The sequence below is a fragment of the Virgibacillus sp. AGTR genome (genome assembly GCF_016919725.2).
Taxonomy (GTDB): Bacteria; Bacillota; Bacilli; order Bacillales; family Amphibacillaceae; genus Virgibacillus; species Virgibacillus salarius.
On the sequence record NZ_JAJERH010000003.1, the window covers coordinates 98006 to 121039 of the forward strand.

Annotated in this window: 26 protein-coding genes and 1 riboswitch; of the genes, 15 read left to right on the top strand and 11 right to left on the bottom strand. The window is 36.0% G+C overall.

Going from position 1 to position 23034, the window contains the following annotated elements:
* Positions 1-137: 137 nt before the first annotated feature.
* The 4 genes from JUJ52_RS02210 to JUJ52_RS02225 form a co-directional block, all read right to left on the bottom strand.
* Positions 138-653: a GNAT family N-acetyltransferase gene (locus JUJ52_RS02210; RefSeq protein ID WP_205388788.1), complete on the bottom strand. Its 516-nt coding sequence runs from the start codon at positions 651-653 to the stop codon at positions 138-140.
* Positions 654-1003: 350 nt separating this feature from the next.
* A complete protein-coding gene (locus JUJ52_RS02215) occupies positions 1004-1909 on the bottom strand; it encodes an ABC transporter permease subunit (protein ID WP_228088642.1) in 906 nt (301 codons plus the stop codon).
* Positions 1893-2768 (bottom strand): ABC transporter permease subunit, encoded by an 876-nt coding sequence (locus tag JUJ52_RS02220; RefSeq protein WP_205388787.1) that lies wholly within the window; start codon positions 2766-2768, stop codon positions 1893-1895. The genes JUJ52_RS02215 and JUJ52_RS02220 overlap by 17 nt, the downstream gene beginning before the upstream one ends.
* 2 nt (positions 2769-2770) lie before the next feature.
* The gene (locus JUJ52_RS02225) at positions 2771-3097 is read right to left on the bottom strand and encodes a DUF3862 domain-containing protein (protein WP_205388786.1); all 327 of its coding nucleotides are present in this window, start codon (positions 3095-3097) and stop codon (positions 2771-2773) included.
* Positions 3098-3629: 532 nt separating this feature from the next.
* Between JUJ52_RS02225 and JUJ52_RS02230 the strand changes: the two genes are divergently transcribed.
* The 5 genes from JUJ52_RS02230 (at position 3630) to JUJ52_RS02250 (ending at position 7179) form a co-directional block, all read left to right on the top strand.
* The gene (locus JUJ52_RS02230) at positions 3630-3986 is read left to right on the top strand and encodes a lmo0954 family membrane protein (protein ID WP_026680005.1); all 357 of its coding nucleotides are present in this window, start codon (positions 3630-3632) and stop codon (positions 3984-3986) included.
* Positions 3987-4004: 18 nt separating this feature from the next.
* Complete coding sequence (locus tag JUJ52_RS02235; protein WP_026680006.1) at positions 4005-4637, top strand: PspA/IM30 family protein; 633 nt, start codon at positions 4005-4007, stop codon at positions 4635-4637.
* A gap of 151 nt (positions 4638-4788) precedes the next feature.
* Positions 4789-5520 carry a cell wall-active antibiotics response protein LiaF gene (gene liaF, locus JUJ52_RS02240; protein WP_026680007.1) on the top strand — a complete coding sequence of 244 codons (732 nt, stop codon included), beginning with the start codon at positions 4789-4791 and terminating at the stop codon, positions 5518-5520.
* Positions 5517-6545, top strand: a complete 1029-nt coding sequence (locus JUJ52_RS02245; protein WP_026680008.1) for a sensor histidine kinase — start codon at positions 5517-5519, stop codon at positions 6543-6545. The genes liaF and JUJ52_RS02245 overlap by 4 nt, the downstream gene beginning before the upstream one ends.
* Positions 6546-6549: 4 nt before the next feature.
* Positions 6550-7179, top strand: a complete 630-nt coding sequence (locus tag JUJ52_RS02250; protein ID WP_026680009.1) for a response regulator — start codon at positions 6550-6552, stop codon at positions 7177-7179.
* A gap of 222 nt (positions 7180-7401) precedes the next feature.
* On the opposite strand, the gene JUJ52_RS02255 is transcribed toward JUJ52_RS02250, so the two are convergent.
* Positions 7402-8430, bottom strand: a complete 1029-nt coding sequence (locus JUJ52_RS02255; protein WP_246484484.1) for an aromatic acid exporter family protein — start codon at positions 8428-8430, stop codon at positions 7402-7404.
* Between the two features lie 176 nt (positions 8431-8606).
* Here JUJ52_RS02255 and JUJ52_RS02260 point away from each other — a divergent pair, with 176 nt between their 5' ends.
* The 9 genes from JUJ52_RS02260 (at position 8607) to JUJ52_RS02300 (ending at position 17765) form a co-directional block, all read left to right on the top strand.
* A complete protein-coding gene (locus JUJ52_RS02260) occupies positions 8607-8711 on the top strand; it encodes a YhfH family protein (RefSeq protein WP_371413977.1) in 105 nt (34 codons plus the stop codon).
* 288 nt (positions 8712-8999) lie between these two features.
* Positions 9000-10283, top strand: coding sequence for an isocitrate lyase (aceA, locus tag JUJ52_RS02265; RefSeq protein ID WP_205388784.1), 1284 nt, complete (start codon positions 9000-9002; stop codon positions 10281-10283).
* A gap of 265 nt (positions 10284-10548) precedes the next feature.
* Entirely contained in the window at positions 10549-11784 is a 1236-nt protein-coding gene (locus tag JUJ52_RS02270) for a C40 family peptidase (protein WP_026680012.1), read from the top strand.
* Positions 11785-12180: 396 nt separating this feature from the next.
* Positions 12181-13671 carry a BCCT family transporter gene (locus JUJ52_RS02275; RefSeq protein WP_205388783.1) on the top strand — a complete coding sequence of 497 codons (1491 nt, stop codon included), beginning with the start codon at positions 12181-12183 and terminating at the stop codon, positions 13669-13671.
* Positions 13672-14042: 371 nt separating this feature from the next.
* Positions 14043-15329, top strand: a complete 1287-nt coding sequence (locus JUJ52_RS02280; RefSeq protein ID WP_205388782.1) for a hemolysin family protein — start codon at positions 14043-14045, stop codon at positions 15327-15329.
* Between the two features lie 68 nt (positions 15330-15397).
* Positions 15398-15496, top strand: a riboswitch (guanidine-I (ykkC/yxkD leader).
* Between the two features lie 84 nt (positions 15497-15580).
* Positions 15581-15916 carry a DMT family transporter gene (locus tag JUJ52_RS02285; RefSeq protein WP_026680015.1) on the top strand — a complete coding sequence of 112 codons (336 nt, stop codon included), beginning with the start codon at positions 15581-15583 and terminating at the stop codon, positions 15914-15916.
* A 3-nt stretch (positions 15917-15919) separates the two neighbouring features.
* Positions 15920-16234, top strand: a complete 315-nt coding sequence (locus tag JUJ52_RS02290) for a DMT family transporter (protein ID WP_205388781.1) — start codon at positions 15920-15922, stop codon at positions 16232-16234.
* Positions 16235-16311: 77 nt separating this feature from the next.
* On the top strand, positions 16312-17094 hold the full coding sequence (locus JUJ52_RS02295) for a VLRF1 family aeRF1-type release factor (protein ID WP_205388780.1): 783 nt from the start codon (positions 16312-16314) through the stop codon (positions 17092-17094).
* Between the two features lie 455 nt (positions 17095-17549).
* The gene (locus JUJ52_RS02300; RefSeq protein WP_205388779.1) at positions 17550-17765 is read left to right on the top strand and encodes a hypothetical protein; all 216 of its coding nucleotides are present in this window, start codon (positions 17550-17552) and stop codon (positions 17763-17765) included.
* Between the two features lie 240 nt (positions 17766-18005).
* Here the strand turns inward: JUJ52_RS02300 and crcB (JUJ52_RS02305) are convergent, their stop codons facing one another.
* The 6 genes from crcB (JUJ52_RS02305) to JUJ52_RS02330 are packed head-to-tail and all read right to left on the bottom strand — an operon-like array spanning position 18006 to position 21777.
* Positions 18006-18350: a fluoride efflux transporter CrcB gene (gene crcB, locus JUJ52_RS02305; protein WP_026681611.1), complete on the bottom strand. Its 345-nt coding sequence runs from the start codon at positions 18348-18350 to the stop codon at positions 18006-18008.
* Positions 18347-18745 carry a fluoride efflux transporter CrcB gene (crcB, locus tag JUJ52_RS02310; RefSeq protein ID WP_051388332.1) on the bottom strand — a complete coding sequence of 133 codons (399 nt, stop codon included), beginning with the start codon at positions 18743-18745 and terminating at the stop codon, positions 18347-18349. Before crcB (JUJ52_RS02310) ends, crcB (JUJ52_RS02305) begins: the two co-directional genes overlap by 4 nt.
* Positions 18724-19143 (bottom strand): Fur family transcriptional regulator, encoded by a 420-nt coding sequence (locus tag JUJ52_RS02315; RefSeq protein ID WP_026681609.1) that lies wholly within the window; start codon positions 19141-19143, stop codon positions 18724-18726. Before JUJ52_RS02315 ends, crcB (JUJ52_RS02310) begins: the two co-directional genes overlap by 22 nt.
* 10 nt (positions 19144-19153) lie before the next feature.
* Complete coding sequence (locus JUJ52_RS02320; protein ID WP_026681608.1) at positions 19154-19990, bottom strand: metal ABC transporter permease; 837 nt, start codon at positions 19988-19990, stop codon at positions 19154-19156.
* Positions 19991-20007: 17 nt separating this feature from the next.
* Entirely contained in the window at positions 20008-20763 is a 756-nt protein-coding gene (locus JUJ52_RS02325; RefSeq protein ID WP_026681607.1) for a metal ABC transporter ATP-binding protein, read from the bottom strand.
* Between the two features lie 51 nt (positions 20764-20814).
* Positions 20815-21777: a metal ABC transporter solute-binding protein, Zn/Mn family gene (locus JUJ52_RS02330; RefSeq protein ID WP_205388778.1), complete on the bottom strand. Its 963-nt coding sequence runs from the start codon at positions 21775-21777 to the stop codon at positions 20815-20817.
* Positions 21778-22002: 225 nt separating this feature from the next.
* Between JUJ52_RS02330 and JUJ52_RS02335 the strand changes: the two genes are divergently transcribed.
* Positions 22003-22923, top strand: a complete 921-nt coding sequence (locus tag JUJ52_RS02335) for a proline dehydrogenase family protein (RefSeq protein WP_026681605.1) — start codon at positions 22003-22005, stop codon at positions 22921-22923.
* Positions 22924-23034 lie beyond the last annotated feature (111 nt).

The following is a 23034-nucleotide window of genomic DNA, read 5'->3' on the forward strand; positions in this document are numbered from 1 at the left end:
GGTCATACCCTTGTGGTACGAACCATCGGGGGGATAAAACAAAAACCCCCCACCGATTGAAATTTCTCTTTATTTATAACCGCTCGTTATTACACCCGTAAGCACAATAAGGTAACTGACAATGTAGCAGAAACTATTTAGTTATCCCATTCTTCCTCTAAAATAGCATAGGAATATTCATCCCACCATTGATCACCATGAGGGATGCATTTTTTAAAATAACCTTCTCTTCTCATGCCGATCTTTTCCATAACACGGTACGAAGGAATGTTTTCTGGCTGACATGTAGCAACAATTCTATGTAACTTTAAGTCTTCAAAACCATATTTTATTATCGCAGATGCAGCTTCGGAAGCGTAACCTTTATTATAATATTTAGGGTTAAATACCCACCCTATTTCATAAGAATGATCACCGAAATATTTAAAAAATTCTAAATGTCCAATTAAAATATCTCCATCAGCTAGTATTACTGGGAATTTTTCAGCTGAATCATCAATATTTTTTTGGATGAACTTCTTTGTTTCTTCTTTTGTTAATACACCTTCTGGCATATATTTCATTACACTCTTTTGGGAAGCATACTCATATACTCCTTCCCAATCATCTAATTCAAAATGACGTATAATTAATCTTTCTGTTTTTATGTACATATTTTTTCTCCCTTCAAAAATTCCAAAATTGGAAAAATAAACGATATTAAATAAACACGCCCGCTTACTCAACGGAACTCGAAAGCATAGAAGGTTGCAATGCTGACAATAGAGAAAATAATAAAAACACCAACAAGAGTCCAAAGCGTGATTTTAACCCCTCAGCTCATCAACTAACGGCCTCCTTTTAAGCTATATCTAAAACCACTGCCATTCCTAAACGTTAACATATATCCTGAAACAACCTATCCCGTTTCATGAACAGTGACTATTTGTAGTCTAATTATATACCTTCTTACACGAACTGTTCTATTAATTTTAACACAAAAGCTAATATTCGAAATATGTAACTATTTTAATTTGGTCGACTCTTCTATTCCTGCCAGTACGATTTTTAGTAAAATAATCAATATCATAAATGAAAACAGAGGAGACATTACAATCCATGGATGATGTAAAAATTCCTGATAGGAAGAACCAATTAATCCACCCCATTCATTGGTGATGGAAAAAAAAGCACTCCTTTCTTCGGTAATATCTATTTTCCTACTACCTCCAATGAATATCCCCAGTACTCCCAAATGAATTAATAATAAGAGTAGCTGAATATTATTCTGAATAAAGAAAATACCAATCCTTGGTTTTATGTTTCTCCATATGTGCTTTTTAAAAATATAAAAGTTACTCACGCCTTGTAATTTTGCAATCTTGATATAATCCTTGTGTAGTTCCCCTTTTATCTCATCTCCAATTAATAACGTTAAGGGAGGTGTGCCAATACCAATTAATACAAGCACCAGCAAAAACATAAAGCGGAAACTATCTTCCTGAAAGAACCAGAGCATTGGTGCAAGCAGAAAAAAGACAATAATAACAGGTGGAATAATATAAGTAATCTCTACAACACGTTGTACCAGATTTCTAAACTTATGAATATAAAATGCATATATAAGTGCTAAACCGGAAGAAATGAGAAAACGGAACAAGCATACAATAAGGACAAAGATAATTGTATATTTCGCACCGGCCAGTATGTTGTAAACTAAAGACTCTCCCATAACATTTGTCCCAAAAGGAGGAAACTCCACGGGAGAATAGGGCGGCTTCCCGATAAAGTCACCATTGTCATCCAGCATAATGGAGGGTGCCTGCTTCTTTGAGAGAATTAGATTGGGAAAGAAACTGAATAACACAAGGATCAAGATCAATAGAATGCCTATACAGATTTTCATGTTTACTTTACCCAACACTCTCATCAACCTCCTTGCTAAACGTCCATTTGTTTACTGCGTATTCCCCTATTCTGTTGAATAGATATAGAGGGAAATACAGCATAATAAGCACCCACATCAATATTCGGAAGTCTCCAATTCCATACACTTTGACAAAGCTCATGATCCCGCTTAACCGCAAAATAATTTCTAGTATTAATAAGCTTGAAATCATGTACAGAAAGATATTTTTGTAATATTGAAGGAGTGTTAAAAGTGTGTTTCTGAATAGATGAACGAAAAAGATATAGCTTTCCCCGAAGCCTCTTGATTGTGAAAATAAATAATAGTGTTTGGTCTTTTCCTCAGCAATTCCTGCCACCATATATTTAAACAGGTAGATCGTTGGAATGGAACTTAATGCCAGTATTGGCAAGAGGTATATCGTCTCCCCGCCAAACTCGTAAATCCCCAGAGAAATTCCTGTAGTCTTAAAAATCCAGATAAAAAACTGGATAGATAATAAAACTATTAACACATCCGGCATGGCTTCGATGATAAAAAAAACCCCAGATAGCGCTTTTTTAATAGATGCTGCCAGCATGTGAAATACATATGTAAATAGAATGGATACAATAATGGATAAAATTAGGGAGCCAAGTATAATGATAATGGAATTTAAATATGCGTTGGAAACCGCTGCAAAGAAAGTTACTTCCTCGCCATTGCTTAATGGAACGGTTAGCTTCTGCGGCTGTAACAAATAATAAATCCCTGACCCCAAACTCTGTAAGAAATAGGTAAAGCTCTGGGTTTGGAATAACCCAGGTGTACAGCTGATTAGCAATATAACGAATAGAATAAGAGTAATTTCACTAAAAGACTTGGCGATATTATTCCACATACTTATTCAAGGCCCACCTGTTCTTTACTGGAAAGTTTCCCGTCTCTGAAACGTAAAGTTATTCCGGAGTCCGGAGCTGCTCCATCCCAGCTGTACAAGGTGTTTTCATCGATGAATTCCACTTCATCCTCCGTATTTTCTTGGAAATTAATAAGATCCGGCTGTCCCAGCATGTCAATCACATCATCGAATTCCATTCTATTCTCCAGTTGGTTATATTGCTGGATCGTCACAGGACCATCTGGATTTTGTACCTCTCCCTCGTCACACCCTGTCAGCAATGCCGCAACCAGTATAAACATTAAAGAAATCTGTGGAAACACTTTCATGAATTTCATCCCCCAAATTAGTTTTCCTTTTTTAGACTTATACTTTATTTTAGCATATAAGATTGAAAATTCACCCGATTCAGAGTGATTTTTATATGCTTAGAACATAGCTTCTTAACTATTTATCACGAAAATCACTTCTTCACCCTTGCTAGTTTTGTTCGAATAAATGGTTTTATATTAAAGACTTACAGTGTTTGTGTTTATGGTGAGAATTTAATAAGCAACCTATTTAATATATAAGCGAAGCGATAGCGACACAGATGAACATGGGTCACTTAGCTCCAGACCCAGAAACGAGGCGACTTCACGAATCGCCCTAATTTAAATCATCATCGAGTCGCAAGCACATAATTCCTTTATCTACTGCTGGCTCGCTCCAGTTGCTACGTTTCTAAACGCGGGCGCTTTTGTTCTGCAATTTAACACTTTTCTACGTCTCAGGTACTAGTTCAAAATATGGCTGTAGTTCATTACGATAATCCCTACACTTCTGTAATATGGAATTAAGATAAAGAAAGGAGGAAACAAAGTGAAGAAATTTCTATTATTTCTAGCAGGGTTAGCTGCATTGATCGTATTAGTAGCAAACTTGGGACCAATGGTGTTTTTAGGTTTAGGAATATGGCTACTTTACATTATCTTTAAACAATTTATGAAAAGTGACTCAACAATTGGAAAGATTGGTTGGGTTATCTTAGGGCTGATTGTGTTAAGCATCACTATTTCAAATATGTTTGCATTAATAGGTGTTGTGGCAGCAATTGGACTTTACTTTATATATAAAAGCTGGAAAAAAGAAGACCATGAACCAATCGTTCATGAAGTTCAATCAGATGACCCATTTACTAATTTTGAGCGTGAATGGGCTGAAATAAATCATCACTAAAAAAGGAGAGCATGAAAAATGACAAATATATTTACACGTATTAAAGATTCTGTAACAAGTGATCTTCATAACCTTATGGACCAGAAGGAACAAAAAAATCCAATTGCAGCATTAAATCATTACTTACGTCAAAGTGAACAGGAAAAAGAAAAAGTGCGAAAGCTTGTGGAAAGACAATATAAGTTAAAGGATGAGTTTACAAAAGAGTATCAGATGGCTAATGACCTAGCTGAAAAACGTCTAAAACAAGCAGAAATTGCTGAGAAAGCAGGAGAAGAGCAAATGCATGCATTTGCAGTGAGGGAACACGAAGAATATCAAGCTCGTGCAGAGCGATTGAAAGCATCACGTGATGAGGCGGAACAAGAATTAGACACCTTAGAGCAGAAGTATGAAGATATGAAGCATAAGCTAAAAGATATGCATCTACGCAGGATGGAGCTAATGGGTCGAGAAAATGTTGCACGTGCCAACCATCAGATGAACAAAGTGGTAGACGAAACATCCGATAAACCTTTTTCTAAATTTGCGGAGATGGAAAGATACATCGAAGGACTCGAGTATCGAGTTAATAATTCATACTATCGTAGTACATTTGATAACAAAATAGCCAAACTAGAACAAGAAATGAAAGAAAAGGAGCAAGTATAAATAAGTATCACTAAAGTGCAGTGCAGGTGCCGTTCCTATTAAACCATCGAGATATCACACTTTCTCTTCGTCAGCAATTAAAAAAATGATATACTATACAGGCGCACGTGGATGCGCCTGTTTTACATAATAAAGAAGGGAGGCTTACTTCATGTTTCAACGATTAACAACGGACACTCTAAATTGGATATTGATCATTGGAGTAATCCTCTTTATTATTGAGCTCACATTTTTCCATGGCGGAATGCTAATTCCAGCTTTATTTTTTGCCTTGCTTATTTATATTGGAAGGAAAAAGTTCCACAGTCTATGGGGAAAGGTAATCTTTTGGAGCGGTATGGTTGGTATTATTTTTGCGATTCTTAATATGCTTGCGGTAAGGTTCTTAATTATTGCCGCTATCGTTTTGTTTGTGGTTAACTATAGCAAATCCAAAAAAGCAGCGGAAGTTCTGAGACCTTCCATAATGGGGAATCAGCATAAGGCGAATGAAACAATTATAAGTAAGCAACCATTATTAGACCATAAACTATTTGATGACCAACGAACAGAGGAAACAGCCTATCAATGGAAAGATGTTAATATTCATGGTGCATTTGGTGATCGGATTATTGACTTAAGTAATACAGTACTTCCTAAAGACACAGCAGTTATCTCTATACGTCACTTGGTTGGTAACTTGGAAATTTATGTTCCTTATGATGTTGAAGTAAGTATACACCATAGTTCCGTATTCGGACGCGCGCATATATTGGGACATTACCATGAAAAATTGATGAATCAATCTTTGCTTTATCAAACGAAAGATTATGATACCGTTGTTCCACGTGTGAAAATTGTTACCTCATTATTGTCTGGTGATATTGAGGTGAAGCGAATATGAATATGATTTTGCGTCATATTGTTACTGCTGTTATGTTTAGTATTTTACTATCAATTGCAATGGTTGGGTTAACACTTGTCGCGTTCGTCAATGATTGGAGCCGTATTGTAGATCAAAAATTAGGTGATGTATCGTTCGTGCTAGTTATTTTTGTTATATCTGTTGCTGCGGGATTGATTATTGGGACAGTAACTGGATATTATTGGAGACAACGAATTCATCACGTAGAAAGACAACTGGATGAAATCATTAAAGGTCAAAAACTAACCCTTGATATAGATGCGTATAAAGATTTAGAAGACATTCACCGGTATATGGGACAAATACAAAATAAAATTAGGGCTCAGACAGAACAAGCGCAGCGATTAGCAACAGAAAGAGCTACTGAACGCGAACAAAGCTTACAAGAAATTGTTGTTCAGGAGCGTAATCGCTTAGCAAGAGAATTACATGATTCGGTCAGCCAACAGTTATTTGCTGCTTCCATGATGATGTCGGCTATCAATGAAACAAACCCTCCTAAGGATACTGTAATGAAAAAGCAGCTGCGAATGGTGGAAAACATGATTCATCAATCTCAATTAGAGATGCGGGCATTACTGCTACATCTTCGGCCAGTTGCCTTGAAGGGGAAATCCCTACAAGCTGGTGCAGAAGAATTATTGCTTGAATTAACACAAAAAGTTCCAATGGATATTACTTGGAACGTTGAGGCGTTTACTGTAGATAAAGGTGTAGAGGACCAATTGTTTCGTATCCTTCAGGAAGCAGTGTCAAATACGCTGCGACATGCAAAAGCAACTACATTACAAGTAATGCTTGTTGAAAGAGATGAAAACGTAATTTTACGAGTAACAGATAACGGTATTGGTTTTGTTATGGAAAAAATAAAGACGGGCTCTTACGGCTTACAGAATATGCAAGAACGTGCGTATGAGGTAGGTGGGAGCTTCAAGGTAATTAGTCTCCCAGATGAAGGTACACGAATAGAAGTAAAGGTACCGAATCTAGGAAAGGAGGATTAGAATAATGATTAACGTTTTATTTGCTGATGATCATGAAATGGTTCGAATTGGAGTCACTTCCTATTTATCCGCTCAACCTGATATTAAAGTTATTGCAGAAGCTGATGATGGTGAGAAAGCTGTAGAACTTGCATTAGAATTAAGACCAGATATTATCTTAATGGATCTAGTCATGAAAGATATGGATGGAATTGAAGCAACAAAATTAATTATGGAACAATGGCCAAACGCAAAGATTATTATTGTGACTAGCTTCTTAGATGATGAAAAGGTCTATCCGGCATTGGAAGCTGGTGCTACTAGTTATATGTTGAAAACATCCAAGGCTGAAGAAATTGCCAAAGCTATTCGTGCTACGTATCAAGGGCAAACGGTACTTGAGCCAGAAGTAACTGGAAAGATTATGAACCGCATGCGTACACCGCAAGTGGAATTACATGAACAGTTAACAGAAAGAGAGAAAGAAATTTTACTCCTATTGGCTCAAGGTAAAACAAATCAGGAAATAGCTGATGAGTTATTCATTTCTTTAAAAACAGTAAAGGTACATGTAAGTAATCTACTAGGTAAACTGGAGGTACAGGATCGTACTCAGGCAGTTATCTATGCATTTAAGCATCATCTAGTGGAATAACATAACTAGATGATGCTTAAAAGAAGACGCAAATGATAGTTCATACATATAGCTATCATATTCTATTTTCCCATGACATTTGATCAGCCTTCTCGTGAGTAGACCAATTCCTTTGCAAACTCCTCACGGTTGTTCTGATCACTAGAGTCATGTATTTTCCAGTTGCTTCGAAGTGGAAAAAGTAGTTCCAAGCGCTATATTATTTGTCTTTGCACGGCCGATCTAATTGTTTAACTTTTGATTACGCTCAAAATAACGATCAGCTAGTTGGTAAATAGATATTAATTCATAAATAATAATAAGTTCTGGAGGAAAAGTGGTGGCGTCGTAGTCATGTTTATTTTTTGACAGACCATTTTCTTCCCAAAACATTTCACTTAATTGTTTCAAACATTGTTGATGCTTTTGTGATTCAAACTGTTTCGCATGTGAAAATCCTTCCACGAGTTCGTCTACTGCATGTAAAATAATCCTTCGTTCGTTTTCTCCCCACATTCTAAAGTTCTTTGGAGTATGGAGTACATTATCTGTATGGTAATGAATAAGCCTTAAACATATCAGCTGTTTTTCTATTATCTTAAAGTAATTTCTCTCGCTATCAGCAAGTGGATGGAATTTCGATTCATCTTTCTGAAAGCGAATGAGTGTCTCTGTCAGCTGTATTTTTTTGTATACTTGATCTGCTGGGTTAATAGTGATTGGTGACTTATCAACATCGACCATGCATTGAAAAACTTTTGCGATCATATCTCCTGTCTGTTTACGAATGCTCTCCATATTTACTGTAATATTTTTTGTGTAATCAGGTGGTAAAACAAACATGTTCACTCCTGTGGAAACTAATAGGCCAAGGGTCGTAGTTCCTAAACGAATCAAGAATGATATAAAGTAATTGCTATGAATAACTTCAACCATTGCTACAGCAGTGAGTGTTGCTACTAAAAGCCCGGCATGTAGTTTTAGCTTAAAACAAGTAACGATCGTAAATGTTGCGGCTAGTGCGTATGTTAAGGGAGAGTTTCCGAATAAGAATATAAAAAATACCGAATATGCAGAACCAATTGCAGAAGCTGGAAATCGAATAATTCCCTTACGAATAGAATCAGAAACAGTGGGTTCTATTGTTACAATTGCTGTAATAACTGCAAATACAGCCGGGATATTTAGTAATGAGCAAATCCAAGCAGTTATGAATACAGCAACTCCAGTTTTAACCACTCTACTCCCAATAAAATGAAATCGTTTCACCATCGTCATCTCCTAAGCTGTCTTAACCTAAATCACTTATCCATCATCTATTTTCCAACAACGAAAAAATTTTTTCAACTAAGTTTAAAAAAGGGGTTGCAATTTTTCAAATATTACCATAAACTGTTTTATAACAAAATACAAAAAATAAAATTGTTATATAAAAGGAGGTTCTTAAATTGATGAATAGTGAAACAGCAAGATGTCCAGATTGTGGAGAGAAGATGAAGACTAATGGATATATACAGGAATGTGATTATTGTCTATCTAAAAAGGAGGACTAATTTTTTTATATGCTCTGTTATATAACAAATAAATATGTATTATAACAATAATTGTTGCCAAATAGTCATACAGATTAGATTTTACCCGCATATAACTGGCAGTAAGCTCTCCACATCAAGTAATAGAAACCAATAATGGTAAGTGTGGGATCAACTGCCAGTAAATGTCCGATTGGTTTAAGGGCCTTTAGGTCATATCCTTTTGGTGCTAACAATTAGAGGGGGAAAACCAAACCCTAACAGATTGAAGTTTCACTATATCGTAGTTGATTTTAAAGGAGGATTATGATGACAAATAGTAGAGCAGAAATAATTAAAGAAGAATGGGAAAATAATCAACGGTGGTCAGGAGTAGAACGACCATATACTGCTAATGATGTTATTCGATTAAGGGGTTCAATTGACCTCAACTACTCACTAGCAGAATTAGGTTCACGTAAGCTATGGAAACTGTTGCATACAGAAAAATATATTCATGCATTAGGGGCATTAACTGGAAACCAAGCTGTTCAACAAGTTAAAGCAGGTTTGAAAGCCATTTATCTCAGTGGCTGGCAGGTAGCTGCAGACGCAAATATGGCAGGGCAAATGTATCCAGATCAGAGCCTGTATCCTGTGAATAGTGTACCGAATGTGGTAAAACGGATTAATCAAGCACTTCAACGAGCTGATCAAATTTATTTTTCAGAAGGGAAGCAAACAATTGATTGGTATGCTCCAATTATCGCTGATGCAGAGGCTGGATTTGGGGGACAATTAAATGTCTACGAATTAATGAAATCTATGATTGAAGCCGGGGCATCAGCAGTTCATTTTGAAGATCAGTTATCATCAGAGAAGAAATGTGGTCATTTAGGTGGTAAAGTACTGTTACCAACACAGACTGCAGTACGGAATCTAATTGCTGCTAGATTAGCCGCAGATGTAATGGGAACACCTACTATTATAATTGCTAGAACAGATGCAAACGCAGCTAACTTAATTACAAGTGATGTTGATCCATATGATGCTCGTTTTATTACTGGAGAGCGAACGACAGAGGGGTTTTATAAAACGAAAGCAGGAATTGAGCAAGCCATTGCCCGCGGTCTAGCATATGCACCATATGCAGATCTAGTATGGTGTGAGACATCAGAACCAAACTTGGAGGAAGCAAGCATGTTTGCTGAAGCTATTCGTGCAAAGTACCCAAATCAATTACTAGCTTATAATTGCTCACCATCATTTAATTGGAAGAAAAAGTTATCGGATGACGAAATTTCTACTTTTCAAGAAAAATTAGGGGAATTAGGCTACAAATTTCAATTTGTTACATTAGCAGGGTTTCATGCTCTTAACTATAGTATGTTTGAACTGTCTAGAAAATATAAAGATGAGGGAATGAAGGCCTACTCCGAATTGCAGCAAGGAGAATTTGCTAGTGAGCAATTTGGTTATAGTGCCACACGTCATCAACGCGAAGTGGGAACAGGCTATTTTGATGAAGTAGCACAAATAATATCTGGTGGTAGTTTCTCAACGGGTGCACTAAAGGGATCGACAGAAGAGGAACAATTTACATCTTCTTTTTGAAGAAAATTAACTTGGGCTAAGGCGTTCATTCTACATCGAATGAACGCCTTTTTTAATGGAAAAAGAGGTTTTATGTCACATTTGAAACATAATTGTAATATTACTATAATATGTGTGCAATTTTTAACTGTTATACTACTAATTGCCTAAGTTAATAGGATACATAATCTAGTCTAGTTTCACATTACTGCATAATACCATCAAAAGAATTACAAAATATACATATTTTATTTGCAGACGTGATAAAAAGAAGTGGGGGAGAAAGGTGAAGAAATCAATCGTAACAGTAGCGACTGTGACAGTCGTCGGTTTAAGTAGTGCATTTGCAATGGATGCACATGCGGAAACGATGGATGACCTCAAGAATAAACAGTCTGAGATTCAAGATAATCGTGATGAAATTAAAGCAAATCTATCAGAAGCAGAAGCGAAAATTGCAGATGTTTTAATAGAATTAGAAGATTTAAATAAAGAGATAAAAAACGTTAATCATGCGCTTAAAGAAAATCAAAAAATGATGGATAAGACAGAAAGCGATATTGCTAAAAAAGAAAAAGAAGTACAAGCTTTAGAGGATGAAATTGTTCAACTTGAGGAAGCTATTGAGAAACGTTACAACATTTTAAAAGAGCGTGTAGTTTCTTATCAACAGAGTGGTGGAAATGTTAGCTATTTAGAAGTTATTTTTGGTTCTAAAAGCTTTAGTGACTTTATTAGCCGTGTATCTGCTGTGAATAAAATATCCGACTCAGATACCCAGTTGATGGAAAAACAAGAGAAAGATAAAAAAGAAGTAGAAGAAAAACAGGATAAAGTATTAGCTAAGCTTGAAGAGCTTAAGGATATGAAGGTTGAATTAAAAGGTGTACAAGCAACCATTAATGAGCAAAAACGAGAAAATGAAAATAAAAAAGAAGCATTAAAAAATAAGAAACAGGATCTTGTAGCATTAAAAGAAGAGCTTCAAGTAAAAGATAGTAATCTAGCTTCTTTAGAAAATGAAGTGAAACAAAGTATTGCTCAGCAACAAAGACCAACTGTTTCTTCTTCAAACTCAAATTCAAGTTCAGCTGGAAAGCTTCAAACATTAAGCAGTAGCGGTTCATCATCTAAACCATCTGTATCTTCTGGAGGCGGTGGCATTAGTACAGCAATTAATGCTGGCTATCAATATCTTGGTGTACCATATGTATGGGGAGGTAAAGGACCAAGCGGATTTGATTGTTCAGGATTTGTATCTTGGGCATTTGGTCAAGCAGGATATTCTATTCCTTCAACGACATCTTCCCTTGCCGGAACTGGTACAAAAGTATCCTATAGCAATATTCAACCAGGTGACCTCGTATTCTTTAATACGTATAAAACAAATGGACATGTTGGAATTTATGTTGGCGGTGGCAAGTTTATCGGAGCTCAAAATTCAACTGGTCTAGCTGTAGCTGATATGAGTACTGGGTATTGGAAAAATCATTTTAAAGGTCATGTACGTCGTGTACGATAATAGATAGTATTTAAAAGAGTCTGGAAAAAGTAAATAAGAAGCAATCAAAAACGAGCGATGATTAGTTGATGAAATTAATTATCGTTCGTTTTTTTGATTAGAATCATTCATTTAGCAGCTGAAATAAGCGAGACTCTTTGAAAACGAGAGCTTTTGTTTGCAATATATTGCTCTGAAGCCTTCCTATCCTGTGGAGAGTTAGTATAATTCATGTTACGACGATTATAAGCTTGTCTGATGGAAGTAAGTTTTGCAGTCCAAATGCTTAGTTTCTTTTGAGGGTATTGAGCTGGAAATTTGAGGTTTAGTTAAAAAATAAAAGGGGTATAATAAAATGTGCCTCTTTACGTTCCGTATCCCGTAAATGGTACATAAAACTTATAGAAAGGATCTGTTATGAATAAAAATAGCGCATTCAAAAATCCCGTTTTCTATGTATCTGCCATCATTGTATTTTTACTAGTAATTATTGGTGCTACAATGCCAAAGAAGTTCGGGGATGTAGCAGGAAAGTTATTTGATTTTACGACGATAAACTTTGGTTGGTTCTATTTATTAGCGGTTTTTGTTTTTATACTGTTCTTAATTGGAATTTCGTTCAGTAAATATGGAAAAATACGTCTAGGTGCCTCTGATTCGAAACCAGAGTATTCCTTCTTTACTTGGATTGGAATGTTATTTTCAGCAGGATTTGGTGCTGGGTTAGTCTTTTGGGGTGTGGCAGAACCAATGAGTCATTTCTTCGATACACCATTTCCAGAATTAGAATCCATGACGGAAGAGTCTGCAAGAGTTGCAATGGGATATGCTTTCTTCCATTGGGGGATTAGCCAATGGTCAGTCTTCGCTGTTGTTGGATTAGTAATTGCGTACCTTCAATTCAAGAAAAAAGAAAGGGGCTTAATCTCTACATCTATTCAACCAATTGTTGGTAAGAATAAGATGGTTGGTAATACGATTGACTCCCTTGCGGTTATTGCTACGGTAATGGGGGTTGCAACCTCTTTAGGATTAGGAATCTTACAAATGAATGGAGGACTAAAATCTGTATTTGATGTACCGACGTCAATATGGGTTCAAATGGCTATAGCTGGGGTTATGTTAATTACATATTTAATTTCATCCAGTACTGGATTAGATAAGGGAATTAAATGGTTAAGTAATATCAATTTAGGCTTATGTCTCTTATTATTAGTTTTTGTATTATTAGCAGGACCAACAGTATTTATTTTCAATACATTTGTATTGGGTTTAGGAGATTATTTCACAAACTTTGTCCAATATAGTTTACGACTAACGCCTTATTCAGGTGAAACATGGGTGAGAGAGTGGACGATATTTTACTGGGCTTGGTCAACAGCATGGTCACCATTTGTTGGAGCATTTGTTGCTCGCGTATCACGAGGAAGATCAATTCGAGAATACGTTATAGGTGTATTAGTAGTATCCCCTGCAATTGCTTGTATATGGATTGCTGCGTTTGGTGGAACAGCACTTTACAATGATCTATTTAATGGTAGTTCCATTGCAGAAGCAGTGAATGCTGATGTCGCAGTAGCTTTATTTGAAACCTATCAGCATTTGCCATTTACAACGGTATTATCATTGTTGTCAATCTTTTTAATCTTTACATTCCTGGTTACGTCTGCTGATTCTGCGACATATATTTTAGGGTCAATGACATCGAGAGGGAGCTTAAATCCTGCTTTAGTAACAAAAATTGTATGGGGTGTGCTCATTACGGCGATTGCTGTAGTTTTACTATTGGCAGGTGGTCTTCAAGCCTTACAAACTGCTTCGTTAATCTCGGCACTGCCATTTACTGTGATTTTATTATTCATGGTAGTTACCTTTTTGCGAATGATTAAAAAAGATTATAAAAAATAGTCAGTAACATAGCTTGAATGCTTGTCTGTTGTTGTGCAGTACTACAATAACACACTTCGCTGATTAGTGTTTAAAAGCATAGTCAATTGTTTAGAACTAGCAAAAGGCCGAACGGTTTCGAATGATCGTTTGGCTCTTACTTTAATTATCTCCTTTGCTTGCTTCTAGTCACTTTCTACACATACATAAGAATAGACGATAGGATACGAATAGGGTAAAATAAAAGCTATTAGAGAGGGAGGTGATTCACGTGGGAAGGCCATAGGATTAGTGGTTATGTTGACAGGTGATTCACCTGCTAACGGATAAGGTATAAATAAATTATTATGCAGGAGGTGGAATCCTTGTATCTAATGATACAAGGATTATAATTGGAAATTGTAAACTTATTATTGGTTGCTATATTGATTATGCTGACCGCATTCTTTGTAGCAACCGAATTTGCAATCGTTAAAGTTCGTTCAACTCGGATAGATCATTTAATTGCTGAAGGGAATAAAAAGGCGATTCATGCAAAAAAGCTTATCGATAATTTAGATGCCTATTTATCTGCTTGTCAATTAGGAATTACCGTAACGGCATTAGGATTAGGGTGGCTAGGTGAACCAACCCTGGAAAGAATTCTTCATCCCGTGTTTGACAGTATAGGAATGAATGAAACAATTGCTTCTATAGTATCATTTGCTATAGCCTTTTTGTTAATCACGTATTTACATGTTGTAATTGGCGAATTAGCACCAAAGACAATTGCCATTCAAAAGGCAGAGGCAGTAACGTTATATCTTGCTAGACCGCTTATCTTCTTTTATAAAATAATGTATCCGTTTATTTGGCTGTTAAATGGCTCAGCCCGGCTTTTTATTCAATTATTTGGATTTAAACCTGTGAAGGAGCATGAAATTGCACATACGGAAGAGGAATTACGTTTAATTCTTTCGGAAAGTTATAAAAGTGGAAAAATCAATCAATCTGAAATGATGTATGTAAACAATGTTTTTGAGTTTGATGAACAACTTGCAAAAAACATTATGACTCCGCGGACTGAGATTCTTTGTTTTTATAAAGATGATAGTTTTGATGTAAATCTTGAAGTTATTCAAGAAGGACAATTTACCAGATACCCTGTAGCTGATGGGGATAAAGATACGATTATTGGTCTCGTCAATATAAAAGCCTTATTCACAGGTCGTCTAGAAGAGGAAAAGCCGATATCGATTGAAGAATTTATCCGACCAATCCTTCATGTTTCAGAGGCTACACCAATTAAGCAGCTTTTGTTAAAAATGCAAAAGGAACGAATCCATATGGCCATTGTTAATGATGAATATGGTGGCACAGCTGGTTTAATTACTGTAGAAGATATATTAGAAGAAATTGTTGGCGAGATACGAGATGAATTTGATCTCCATGAAAAACCAATGATAGAAAACGTTGATCATAAGAATAAGATCGTCTCAGGTAAATTACAACTAGATGAAGTAAATCAATTAATCGGTACTAATCTGGAAGATGAAGAAATTGATACGATCGGTGGCTGGATTTTTATGAAGAATTTAGATGCTACAAAAGGAACAATTATTGATCATGAAGGATTTCAATTTACTGTGGAAGAAATGGATGGATATCAAATAAAAGAGGTAAGGATTACGAAAAAGTAAGTTCTAGTGATGCCTTGCTATAAGGGTTGACACACTTATATAGACTGTATATAATCTAAATGAATTGCATAGCGATTTCCTAGGGTTCCGCAATTGTTTTTAATTGGTCTGGTCCGAGAGGAAATGCACGTTATACGTGTACACGGAGGGATAAAAGCCCGGGAGGATATCTTACGTATGGATATCTTTCCGGTTTTTTTAATGGAGTTTGAGCTACAATTGGGTACTCTAAAAGTTGTGAGGTGGTATGAATGAATAAAAATTGGATAATTATTTTGGTGGCTGGATTATTTGAAATTGGTTGGGTGATTGGTTTAAAGCATTCTTACAATTTATTTACTTGGTTATTAACGGTGTTTGCAATTTATATAAGTATGCATTTGCTTATTATTGCTTCCCGAAAGCTTCCAATTGGAACCAGTTATGCAGTATTTACAGGCATTGGTACAGCTGGGACTGTTATTGCCGAAATTGTATTGTTTGATGAGCCTTTTCGTATGATAAAAATCGTATTCATAATGGTTCTGTTGATTGGTGTGCTTGGCTTAAAAATGGTCACTACCACGGATGAAAGAGAAGAGGTGTAAGAAGTGAATTGGCTATTTTTAATTATTGCGGGAGTGAGTGAAGTAATTGGAGTGATGGGGATAAATAAAATAAATCATCAACGCAGTCTAGCTTCCTTCATTTGGCTTATTGGCGGATTTGTCACAAGCTTTGCTTGTTTAAGCATAGCAATGAGGACAATTCCAATGAGCACTGCTTATGCTGTTTGGACAGGAATCGGTACAGTAGGTAGTGCTTTAGCTGGGATGTTATTCTTTCAAGAGTCTAGAGACTGGAAGAGGCTCCTATTTATCAGTATGATTCTAACTGCTGCTATTGGTTTAAAGCTAATCTCTTAGATATGTTTACACGCTATTATAATCGGTTAAACAATACTAAGTAACGTTGAAAACTAACGTAAAGGAGTGCCGATGTGATGGATTTAAATCATGAAATAAAGCAGTTAGAAGCCGTTCATAGAGAAGGATCGGATAAGGTATTTACCATGTACTTAAATACTGATCCCTCTGATCCTGAGCAACAGGGGGGAGAATGGAAAATACAATTCAAAAATGGCATGCGTAATTTTGAACAATATTTAGAGGAAGCCAATAACAAGGAAGAACTTAAAAGCTTTCAACTTGTAAAGCAAAAAGTAGAAAAATTTATTCGCGGAAATGAACAGGAATTTCGTAAGGGCGTTATTGTTTTTGCAACAGCTGATGAAGAAGTTTGGTTTGCTGCACGTGTCCAATTGAGATTAGAGACCGCGTTCTTTTGGCAGGAAACACCTGTATTAGACCAAGTGAAAAAGCTAAAAAAGGACTATCCAAAAGCAGGTATCATTCCTGTGCAGCAAAATGAAGTAAAGTTTATAGAGTCCTACTTAAATGAAATTAATGAAACAAAATCGTTTGAATTAGATCTAGAGACGGATAACTGGCGAGAAAAGACTGCAATGGGTCCAGGTAATCCATCTATTCAGAAAGATAATTTGCAATCCCGATATGAGGCAAATAAACATCGATGGTACAAAAAGATCGCACCAATGTTGGATAAGCACGCTAAAAACAATGATTGGGAAAAAATATATGTGATCGGTGAACCTGGATCTTCGCAGTCTTTAGCAGAGCAAATGAATAAGTCGATTGATCGAATTATTCAGAAAAACATGCTTGATCATGAGGAATCAAAAATATTTCAGGAAGTTTTTGGATAAAATAAATGGACTTTATGGTTAAATGATTAGAGCAGTTTTTAAGCAACGAGAATAGATGAATGACCGTGAGAAGGAGTAATAGGCAATATATTTTATAACGCAAGCTTTCGTCGAGTATGTCGAATGAAGGAGAAACCACGGTGCCATTCATGCACCGTGGGATTTTTTGTAGTAAGTTAAGAAAGTATAAAATCAGTGCAATGACTGCGTTAAGCCAAGTAGTTATTTTGAAATGTTTGATGTATATTGGCAATGCTCCGACGAATTGCTTCGCTTTCCGTGGGCACGGCCTCAACTAACTTTGCAAAGAAGAACACGTTGCAAAGTGGATTTTCGGCTCGCGCTAATCCCGCAGGAGTCTACGTAATTAGTCTCCGCTATGAGAAGGTGCAACAATTCTTGTCATAAGTAATAGGTTGACTTTTTTACAATGGGTAAAGTGAAAATCGCTATCTGTGAGTATAAAAGCAGCTGTGTTACTTCATGCTAGCGTTGTAGAGCCTGATAATAGCGAAGGGCGGCCACTTCAACTCCTGTGGGAAATGTTTGACCTGAAGATCCACTTTTTTGAGCGGGTTTTGCTAAAAAAGTTAGCTGAAGGACAAACCCCACGGAAAGGGAAGTGGGCAGCCGGATTGGTGGTCAAGCAAGCAGTAGCTATTATTCCATAATAGCTACTAGAGGAAGCGTAAATCTGAGCATTTAGTGATAAGGACTGAGCGAATTTTGCCCGGTTTTTCTTATCTAGGAAATGATAAAATTAGCTCAAGTGGATAAATAGGGGCGTGTTCAGCTCCAGCGCCTAGAAACTAGGGGACTTCACGAATCGAATAACTGTAAGATATGAAAGTAAAAAAGGCCGACGCGCAAGTTTTTTAACGTATGGGCCAAATACCTGTTTTAACATAATCTTATAGAATATAAAAAATGCTAGCAACAGTTATAAATGATATGAGAAGCGAAGCAAACACATAACAAATCGCTAATTTGTATTCTTTGTTTTGGAGTAGCTTCATTGTTTCATTACCAAATGTTGAAAAGGTGGTATATGCTCCGCAGAATCCTACTCCAAATAGTAGCCACCAGAATTCAGAGATAAACTGGGTTATGTAAAAATGCCATAGTACGGCTAATAACATTGATCCTGTTATATTGGCTATCCATGTACCTATTAAACGTCTCGTAGTAAATAATGAAATCTGGTAACGTGCAATACTTCCTATAAATCCTCCTAGGGCAACTAATAGAAAATTCATACATTTCCCCTCTTTCTTCCAGTCAATGAGCTTTTAAACCCTAGGAAACAAAAGAAAAGACCACCAAGAACACTAATTATACAATAAAGAACAGCTAATAGCTGACTTTTATTCCATAGCTCTATGGTTTCCACTGAAAATGTAGAAAACGTCGTAAAGGAGCCTATTAAACCAACGCTTAATGACGCAAACATTGGAGGAGATAGAATTTTTTTCACTTTATCATTATGTAAGATATAGCTTAATATAAAGCATCCCATTAAATTTACACATAAAGTAGCAAAGGGAAACCCCTCTGCTATTATAATTAATGATATTAAGTAGCGAAACAAAGATCCCACTACGCCACCTAATCCAATTGCTAGGGAGTTCTTTACGTTAACGCTAGCTTGCATCCTGGACACCTTCCATAAATTTCAAACTTATGTCCTTCGATTGCATAGTCGGCTAAAGCTTGTTCCACTTCATCCATTGGACAAACTTTGATTTCCTTTGTTTTACCACAATCTTTACAAATAAAATGATGGTGGTGATGATGTGTGCAATTTATACGAAAATGTTTTTCACCATTTAATTCCGTCGTTTCTAGTATACCTATTTCATTATATAAATGGAGATTTCGATAAACTGTATCAAAGCTAATACCGTCATAGCTTGATTCTAAATACTGAATTAGATCTTTTGCTGTACGGTAGCCGTCTGCATCAGCGAAAAAGGATAGTATTTCTTTTCGTTTACCGGTTGTTTTATATCCTTTTTCCTTTAAAAGTTCGATAGCTTCATTAATATCCATTCAGCATCCCTCACTTTTTTATTGTATGTTTGAATCGCTTTATAAATATAGAAAGTAATAAAATAATAATGGAGACCATTACAATGGTTCCACCTGGAGGTATACTTAAATAATATCCAGATATTAATCCTATAATAACAGCTAGTTCACCAAATACAATAGATAAAAGTAACATTTGCTTAAATCCTTTTGCTAAACGCATACTTGCTGCTACTGGTAACGTCATTAGTGCAGAGACGAGTAAAACACCAACAATGCGGATGGATGCTGCAATGACAAGTGCTGTTAAAACAATAAAGAGCAGATGAATAGATTTAGCATGTAGACCTGATATTGTTGCGTGTTCTTCATCAAATGATAGGGTAAACAACTCTTTAAAAAACAAAGCAATTACAATCATTATAAACGCGGATATTCCAGCAATGGTATATAAATCATTTTTACTCACAGCAGAAACAGAACCAAATAAATAATTAAACAACTCGGTGTTAAAGCCGTCAGCAAGAGAAATGAAAATAACACTTAGACCAACACCACCGGAGAGAATAATTGGAATTGCTATTTCTTGATAGGCTTTATAAACACCTCTAAGCTTTTCTATAAAGATTGATCCAAAAACAGAGAAAGCCATCCCACTATACAAAGGACTTAGCATGATAGCAAATTTCTTTTCTAATAAAAGACCAAATGCTATCCCTGCTAGTGTAACATGAGATAATGCATCAGCTATTAAAGAAAGTCGTCTTACTACAATAAAAGTACCTAGTAATGGGGCAATAATGCCTATTAGTAGTCCTGTTAAAAATGTATGTCGTAAAAAATCAAATTCTAAAAAGTCGGCAATCATACTTCTTCCTCCAAAGGTTAATGATCGTGTGTAATGATATTTACATGATGGCCATGTAGACGAGATAAATCTGTATCTGTTAAAGCTTGATATTCTTCTGGATTCCCATGGAAATGCAGGGTTTTATTCAAACATACTATTTCAGTGGCATGCTTAGTCATGGTTCCTGTATCATGTGTAACCATTAACATGGTAATCTTTTTCTGACTATTTAATTGATATAATAATTCGTAAAATCGCTGCACATTTTCTTTATCGACGCCAACAGTTGGTTCATCAAGAATTAATAATTCAGGATCATTTACGAGTGCTCTAGCGATAAAAATACGTTGCTGTTGGCCACCGGACAGGTTGCCAATATTTTCATGTGTGTATGCTCCCATGCCAACCTGTGCAATCGCATCGATTATTTTTGCTTTATGCTTTCTAGTAAAGAATTTAAAATACCCGACTTTTGCAGTCAAGCCCATAGATACTACTTCAAACACCGTAGCAGGAAAACCTTTATTAAAGGAATTGGCTTTTTGTGAAACAAAGCCAATTTTATTCCAATCTGAAAAGTGTTCTAGTGATTGACCAAAAAGCTCAACGGAACCTGTATCTGGTTTTTGCAGGCCAAGAATGATCTTGATTAACGTTGTTTTCCCCCCACCATTAGGTCCGATTAGGCCCATAAACGAACCACGCGGAATAGCAAAATTGATATGATCGAGTACTTTTTTATTCTCATATGAAAAGTCAATGTCTTTCATTGTAACAATAGTCTCTGCCATATATTTACTCCTTTCCGAAATTCAACGAATGAGGCGCATGCTAAAAACGGCTCATTTCGTTACTGTATCTAGTGTTTGTAAATTTTGTCTCATTAATGACAGATAATCCTCTTTATTCGCTACATCCTCTTCCGTTAACACAGCTAAGTTATGAATGGTTACCGCTTCTGCTCCGATATGTTCTTGTATAATTTTAGATACTCGGTTGGAGGTATTTTGTTCAAAAATTAAATAATCAAGTTGATACTCATTTGCTTGTTCAATAATTTTTGTTAACTCCTTTTGGGATGGCTCACTGCTCGATGACAAACCATTAATGGAAATTTGTTCAAGGCCATAACGATCCTCCCAATACCCATACGCTGCATGAGAAACTAATATATGCTTATTCTCTTTATTAGTTAGTACCTGTTTAAACGCATTGTCCAATTCATATAGCTGAGATTCGAGGTTTGCAAAGTTCGTTTCATACAATTTTTGTTTATCTGGATTTAATGTAATGAGTTCATCTTTAATTAATTCGGCTAATTGCACCATTCGTAAAGGGTCTAACCAAATGTGAGGATCATGATCACCGTGATCGTGTCCGTCATGTGAGTGATCAGCATGTTTTTCATTATGGCTACTGTGCTCACCATCCACTTCAGTATGAAATAATGATTCCTGTTCTCCTAGTTCAATAAGGGCTACGTCTTCTGCAGAGAGCGCATCGGCTGCACTTTCAGCAAAACCCTCCATACCAGCGCCAAGGTAAATAAATGCGTTACTCTTTGCAATTTCCGTAATATCCTTGGAGGTGGGCTCATACGTGTGGGCATCTACTCCAGCAGGATAAACGGATTGAATATCAGCCGTATCTCCAGCTATTTGTTCAACAGCAAATTGAATGGGGTAGATTGAAGTATAGATGGTCAAATCCCCATTCTTCTTCGTAGATGCTTTATTAGAGGAACATCCAGTAAAGATGATTCCTACTATAATAATAGAAATAAGAACGATGTAAGACTTTTTCACGTTTTTGTTCCTCCCTGTTCAAATGTCTTCCATTATATTACCGTAATCATTACGAAATGTAAATAGGAATGATTACGATTGATTTAGCTGATTAGTAGTCCTTTCGAAATAATTTCGATATGAATGAATTATAGTAGGAAAAAATCATTTAAAAATGCTAAAATAACTTTATAATAAATGAGTAGAAAGAAAAATTAAATTTTTTAAAATATAGGGGGCGTGTAAGTGGAACAGCTAATGCGCAGCTTCTTCTTATTCTTATCAAAAAATAAATCGTTAACGAAATTAGCCAAAAGGTATGGTTTTAAATTTGGAGCTGGAAGATTTGTAGCTGGTGAAACCATTGAGCAGGCATCTCGAAAAATAAAGGGAATGAATGCAGCTGGATTTGTAGTAACGGTGGATCATTTAGGTGAATTTATTGATAATGAACAAGAAGCTAGAGAGTCTGCTAAGGAATGTGTCCACGCCATAACAGTGTTAGCTAAGGAAGAATTAAATGCTGAACTATCACTGAAGCTTACTTCAATTGGATTAGATATATCCAGAGAACTTGTCATGCAGAACATGCGAATGATTTTAGATGTGGCTAAACAGCATCAAGTTAACGTTACTATTGATATGGAGGATTTTGAACGGACTGAACAAACGTTACATATATTTAAAGAGCTTCGAAATGAATATAGTAATATTGGAACTGTACTACAGGCTTATTTATATCGAGTAGAAGCGGATATTGAAGAGTTAAACGCCTTTGATCCATACTTACGACTTGTGAAAGGAGCATATAAGGAGTCACATGAAGTAGCATTTCCAGAGAAAAAAGATGTTGACGAAAATTATAGGAAGATTATTAAATTAAACTTGCTTCAAGGCAATTATACTGCAATAGCAACCCATGACGAAGCTATTATTAACTATGTAAAACAATTAGAGCTAGAGTATCGTATTCCAAAAGAGCGCTTCGAATTCCAAATGCTTTATGGAATTCGGATTGATTTGCAAAAGGAGCTTTTAAACGAAGGATATACGATGCGTGTCTATGTCCCTTATGGAAGGGATTGGTATGGTTATAACATGCGACGACTTGCTGAACGTCCAGCGAATGTGATGTTTGTATTGAAAGGAATCGTAAATAAGAAATAGGATGGATATTGTCTTCATAATATTTACCTAGCATCATTAATTTACTTATATTAAAGCAGTACGGATACAGTTGATAAGTTCCAAACAAGTGAACATAACACTTGCTTTATC